The organism is Colwellia sp. E150_009 (assembly GCF_053543955.1).
In genome coordinates this window covers 1-5,972 of record NZ_JBHFOM010000073.1, presented here as the reverse complement: position 1 = coordinate 5,972, position 5,972 = coordinate 1, and the positions used below count along the sequence as shown (strand labels likewise).

Genomic DNA, 5,972 nt, shown 5'->3' with positions numbered 1-5,972 from the left:
ATAATCGGACGAGAAGGCACAGTGCTCTTGGGTATCTAAGCCCAGTTAACTTTGAACAGCAAAATGTCGCTTAATGAAGTGTCCAGTCTGGCTGGAGCAGATCAGTATTGTGGATAATGGGACTTTACTCATGTCTTTATTAACCTAGTAGAGAAACACAGCCAGCGTTTTCACGCTGGCATTAGTCAATATGGGGAAAGATTAACGTAGAGAGAAAGCCTGAACTTTATGAGCGTCAATTTACTTGCACGTGATGTAGCCAGTCGTGGAGCGAAAAAGAACACCAAAACTCATTCTCTTGGGAGTCGTTAACGCCATCATCAAAAAGATAAAGCATTAACGATACGTCTTCGGTAACCGTCTTAAAGCTAGACTTATGTACAGCAAAAACGACATTTAGAATATCGTCATCACTTTCAATTTGACTTACGAACACTTTTGAAAAAGTTGCTTTGATTGCGAAACCATCACTCAGTTTTTGATGCGATAGAAGCACAAGGTTCATAGACTGAGCGAACGCAAGACAAAGATCGAGTGGGGTATTCACATGTAAATTTCTTCCGTTTAAACGGAGGTTTGGCGTATTTGAACCAGCATGATTGAATGAATAGAAATGAGAGCTAAACTGTTTTTGGTTGGTTTTAATGCTTTCCATGATAAATCCTCAATAAACTTACCCCACCGAACTCGTTTATTGTAGATTTATTTTATGACACGTCGGGGTGTTTAACGTGTCTGCAATTAAATTATAATCGACGGTTTTAAAAGTCAATGGATTTTTTGCAACAAAGAAAAATAATGAAATTTTAATTATTTAATCATCCGCATCGAGTTCTTCATAATCGACAAGATGCATGTTTCTATCAATCCGTTTTAAATCTTCAAAAGCAAAAAGCTTTTTAGCAAGCCTAAGTGTATCGTAAGGTTCGCTGGTATTTGCCAAGATGGTGTCTTTGCTGTGAGGAACGTGGACAAACTCAATGCTTCCAAATCTTGTTTTATAAAAGCCTGATGTACCTGTTGTTGCCAGAATCAAAACCATTGGCACCTGAGAGATCACACTCCACCTGGATAGGGCATCTTCGAACGAGATGTAACACAGCTCACCTTCGCGTAAGGATAAGGCCAGTTGGTCAAAAAACTCAGGAGGCAGCCTCGAACGTAGGTAAACAAATCGTTCATAATCGATGTTGATGATGTAGTCATGCTTTGCGATGATCTGCTCGATATCATTACTTCTAAAGATTGAGCAGATCTCTTCACGTTTATAGATAAACTTTTGAGTACGTCGATACTGCATTTCGAAAATCATTTTCATGGATTAAAAGTCACAATGATTTAAACAGAGCTGAATGATTGCATATTAGTTTGCAGTGAATCAAGTGACGTAACATCACGATGATAAATATAATACAGATGGATACGCATTTGGGTTTAGACTGATGTTATACTTTCTATATTGACTGTTCGTTTTATAATTCCTCTGGCAATCAAAACCAAGTTTAGATAGAAAGTTGTTTATCGCCCGTGTTCGATAACTTTTAGACGGTGGTTCGCAAGTAATGGGCTTTAACATTGTTTTCATGCTACTTAGTTTTTTACAGAGTTTAGAATTGCTATTTAATATCTGATTAATGACATCATAAGCATGATAATAATTTGACGTAGTTATCGATTGATTCTGGTTGATATTGTTAATAGAGATTTCTAACGTTTTAAAAATAATATCTATCAGTTCATAAAGGTCGTTGTAGGGCGTTTTCATCGTGCGCCATTCCATATATTTCTGTAAATGTTCGAGTAAAGAGGCTTGGTTTCTAGAAAATGAAATCGCCTCATTCGTTAGAGAATCCATTGGGATGCACAGTCTTTCAGAAATCACTCTTTTTTCTGCTGCACAGAGTTGTAAGTTATTCGCTTGGCCTGAATGGATGACTTGATTTGCTTCATTCAGGTCACTAACGTGCTCGGGTGCCTTGTAGATAGATTCGTTGACAGAGGCTTTGTAAGCTTCTGTAATTTGCTTTTGCAACAAGGATTCACGGTAACGTTGTGCTGCAGAACACTCTTTGATTTTAACTCGAAAACCTAAACCTTCAGCCGTACGTTGTAGAGATAACGGCATATTGTGACGCGTATGTGTGGAAATATGATGGATAAGGTGCTGCATATACTCAAAAGAAAAGGACTTGTTGAGTGGCTCACCATTGGTATTCATGTTTTTGTTCTGATAGCAAGTCACATGGTCTTTCTGTACAGCGAAAATAATTTCTTTGGCTTGGCGAAACCTGCGTCCCATTTGTATCAGTTCTTTGGGCATGAGTATGCTATGTGATACCACCAAAACCTTGTCGGTGTAATTCGCCTCGATACTGACTGCTGAATCAATATAAGGTGAGTACAAGATTTTTTTGTACAAGAAGCACGAATCGTTTGGGTTGGCTAAAAATTTCTTCACGGCATCTTTGTTACGGGTATCCGCCGTAATCACGAGGTATCCAGCTTCTAGCGCTTTTTCAGCGCAGCCTTTACCCGAAGATTGAAAACCCATCGAAAACAAATATTGGTACAACGCTTCTTTCTTATCGAAAGCCATCACTTTATAAGGATTGTGTCCACCCCCGATTTCGTTCAGTACTTCGTCTCTATTCGTGATTGTGATATTGATGTCGGAGTATCTTCCGCCTTCTACTTTATACAGCTGATAATCTTTAATTCCTGTAGATGCTATCAATTGGCCTGTGATGCAGTTTGTGCTGTCTGCATCCATCATGATGACATGTTTAGCATCAGTAATGACCGTTCTTATTGCATCAAAGGAGTTTGCTTTCAGTAAATCACTATTGTAATGACTGCCATCAATGGATATAAATCCTTTTTCACTTTCATCGAAGATAACTAAATCACAGCGGAGTACATACTGAAGCATCTTAGGCAGCGAGTTAGTCGTTGAAACGATGAGCTGTGCATTCTCAAGCTTCTCTAGCGATTGGGTATTGTGGCTTGCTTGCTTCGCATGTGGTAAAAGCTTTGAAATCTTATTGTTCATGTTACTATTGATGGCATCCTTGTGGGAAATGGTAGCAATTTTTAAGTTTGGATTGGCCTTAAGTCGTTGGCGAAGATAATGGTCAATGACGTAGGTGGTTTTTCCAACACCAGTTTCAGCAGAGATAACATTAACGCGGTTTAACGCTAACTCGATTTGGTTTAAACAGGAAACTTGTTTAGCGCTTGAAAAATCCAGGGAGAGTTTGATTGCTTCCACCTCTTGTTCATTGATGGACGTTAACTGACGGACAATTTCATGACTACTGATGTTGAAGAGTGTTGAAGCGAAGAATATTACGGATTCAATCGATACAAATGCGCTGTGAACTGCCTGTTTGAGTTGTTTTAGAGCATGTTCTATTAACTCACTATTATTATCGGTTAATCGGCATGCATGAGAAATAAGGTACACCTCTTGAAGCAAAGGTATCATGTTAAGTGAATCGATGGAATGGCCTGAAATTAACAATTCCTTTTTAAAATGAATGGAAGTGGCTATAGCATCAATCATATCTTGTACGCTAGTAGACGCATAAATCGCTATCGAGCTAACCCAGTTTTGGTAAACAGGGATAGTAGAGAGTACTTCACTCGGAAGTTTCATGGCTAAATCATCACGGGTATTAGTACTTGTTATAATATCATTTCCATTCTTAGTGACATGTAGTTTGATGTTTTTAAATTCCGTTGCGCCACTAATATTTTTATAAAAATATTCCATTGTTTTTTCTCAATTAATTAGTTTTATAAAATTCTAATTAATAAGTAATGATAAGATCAATAAATTTTTTAAGTTTTTTATCGATATTGATTTATGGTTTGTATTTCAGTTGTTTAAATGATTTGGTTTTTATATTTAATTTATAATATATCAGAGTATTTAAATATAAATAGAAAATGAAAATAATTTAGATGTGTTTAAGATATTTGTTTTGAAATATCCATCTCATGGATAATAAGGCTGAACCTGTAGCTAAGTTCGCTTCAAGAAGGAGAGGTGACTTAAGTGGTATGGGGTTATAAAAATGGGGTAGGTCACATTTAATATGTAAAATAAATGAATGTGTGGGCACTGAGCCAACAGTCCTAACCTGAGAGTCTAACGTAACATCTCAACATCGAATGCTGCATGCGTTAGCATGCTAAACGTATTAGTGATTCAATTGAACGTCAATTCACCATTACAATGTAAACCGCGAATGTGTCCACTTCTCTAAGGTATATATAATAATATAAAAGGAGAAGTGGACACTCAACATCAAGCGTTAAATCGATATCCCACCTCAAAGCTACCATACTCTTGTCGATATACTCGCTCTTCGAGCGAGAAGTTCAATTGGGTGGTTACTTGCCAATAAACAGATATTAGTTGTTCCAACAATGAACTCGTGGTTAACTAAATTCGTTTAAAATAGTTGTGCTGGTCAACGCCGATGAAGTCTTAATGGTATTTAGCCTTAGTTTCCTTAGGCTCAAGATTACTATCCTAAACAACTTCATCCGTTTTAAAATCTTTCTTAGTAAGACTGGTGCCATTGTCACTATTGTACTTTTCTATTGCTGCCGCCAGCTCGCGTGACGCTTTACCTTGAGACCTTTCTTTAAAAATCTCGTCCCCTACTTTAAATTTGACGAGTGGCGCTCGCTTACGCTGAGTGGTGGCAGAAGATTTCGAGCCAGACAAACTCTTTTGCTTGTGGGAAAGTTCCTCAGGGATCTCAATACCAACGGCTTTCAACGCTTGTATGGCCGTCTCAACTTTTTTAATCTCTTCAGCAGATTTTAGTTCTTCTATGATATATCCAACTCTATCACAGATAGCTTCTAGCTCGCCAAGAGATAGCTGCAACCCTCTGATATTATTGCGATTACTAAATATTTCTATTGCTGCTTCTTGCTTTTCAGTAAGTGTCATTAGGTTTTTATTCCTATTAAATTTGCAATGGATAGAAACCTAATTTTAAACGAAACTAAAAAAGAGTGTTAGTTTTTAATAATTAAAAATATTTTTCTTGATTTATATTTTTAATTTTATATTTACAATGGGGATTTAATGTGGTTTATTAAATCCATATTAAAACATTATCTGGAGTTTAAAGCGATGAGTTTAAAACGACGTAAATACGTGTATAACAATCCTAATTTGAAAGTTATAAAAAAACCGTTAAATGATAATTTAAACCTAATTGAGGATTTAAGAGGGAAGAATGTTCTAATCTCAGATAGCGAAGCTTTACAAAAAGCAAACAGTTTAACTGTTGAAGATCAACGTCAGATTTTTAAATCAAGATCATCAAACCCCAGCAACTGTTTTTCTGGCCACAGGTCTTTTGGTCAACGTAACGCTAGAACCAGCGAGTATCAATCAACTTCCCCAAAACAAACTGACAAAGAGTCTCGGGTTCCTGGTCTCTTTGGTTGTAATCGCTATAAATCAAAGAGAATCCAACAAGTAAAAGACACTGAAAGTTTTTGCTTTTTTTAAAATGAAGTAGGGGGAGGGGATGAATAAACAGCATCAATGCGAGCATATGCCGCAAGAAGTTCAAGTGTATTGCACAGATCATTACACAGCGGATAAGAAATGGTTTTTGTTTATCTCTGAGATAGCAAAAGAGATGGATCTAGAACTAAGCCATGAAATTAATGAAGTCGGTGAGTTGCTTTGGCAAACCGCGTTTAACATCATTCATTGTCCTTATTGTGGCTTAAAGCTAGAATGATCTGCTCCAGCCAGACTGGACACTTCATTAAGCGACATTTTGCTGTTCAAAGTTAACTGGGCTTAGATACCCAAGAGCACTGTGCCTTCTCGTCCGATTATAATCAACCTCTATGTACTCGAAGATCGTTTGGCGCATCTGGTCTCTCGTCATAATTGGCTCATATTGTATCGCTTCCACTTTCATAGAATGGAAGAA

The 5,972-nt window shown here is 37.2% G+C and carries 7 protein-coding genes; 2 read left to right on the top strand and 5 right to left on the bottom strand.

Annotated elements, in window-relative coordinates:
• Positions 1 to 235 precede the first annotated feature (235 nt).
• From ACE1OF_RS19300 to ACE1OF_RS19285, 4 genes are all read right to left on the bottom strand, one after another.
• On the bottom strand, positions 236 to 655 hold the full coding sequence (locus tag ACE1OF_RS19300) for a hypothetical protein (protein ID WP_014234430.1): 420 nt from the start codon (positions 653 to 655) through the stop codon (positions 236 to 238).
• Positions 656 to 814: 159 nt separating this feature from the next.
• A complete protein-coding gene (locus ACE1OF_RS19295) occupies positions 815 to 1,300 on the bottom strand; it encodes a hypothetical protein (RefSeq protein WP_448896497.1) in 486 nt (161 codons plus the stop codon).
• Positions 1,301 to 1,393: 93 nt separating this feature from the next.
• Positions 1,394 to 3,772: a DEAD/DEAH box helicase family protein gene (locus ACE1OF_RS19290; RefSeq protein ID WP_448896495.1), complete on the bottom strand. Its 2,379-nt coding sequence runs from the start codon at positions 3,770 to 3,772 to the stop codon at positions 1,394 to 1,396.
• Between the two features lie 765 nt (positions 3,773 to 4,537).
• The gene (locus tag ACE1OF_RS19285) at positions 4,538 to 4,966 is read right to left on the bottom strand and encodes a hypothetical protein (protein WP_321284641.1); all 429 of its coding nucleotides are present in this window, start codon (positions 4,964 to 4,966) and stop codon (positions 4,538 to 4,540) included.
• Positions 4,967 to 5,104: 138 nt separating this feature from the next.
• Here ACE1OF_RS19285 and ACE1OF_RS19280 point away from each other — a divergent pair, with 138 nt between their 5' ends.
• Complete coding sequence (locus tag ACE1OF_RS19280) at positions 5,105 to 5,536, top strand: hypothetical protein (protein ID WP_448896493.1); 432 nt, start codon at positions 5,105 to 5,107, stop codon at positions 5,534 to 5,536.
• Between the two features lie 19 nt (positions 5,537 to 5,555).
• Positions 5,556 to 5,774, top strand: coding sequence for a hypothetical protein (locus tag ACE1OF_RS19275; RefSeq protein WP_448896491.1), 219 nt, complete (start codon positions 5,556 to 5,558; stop codon positions 5,772 to 5,774).
• Positions 5,775 to 5,801: 27 nt separating this feature from the next.
• Here ACE1OF_RS19275 and ACE1OF_RS19270 read toward each other — a convergent pair.
• The coding region (locus ACE1OF_RS19270) for an IS3 family transposase (protein WP_448896498.1) at positions 5,802 to 5,972 on the bottom strand (171 nt) is incomplete at its 5' end.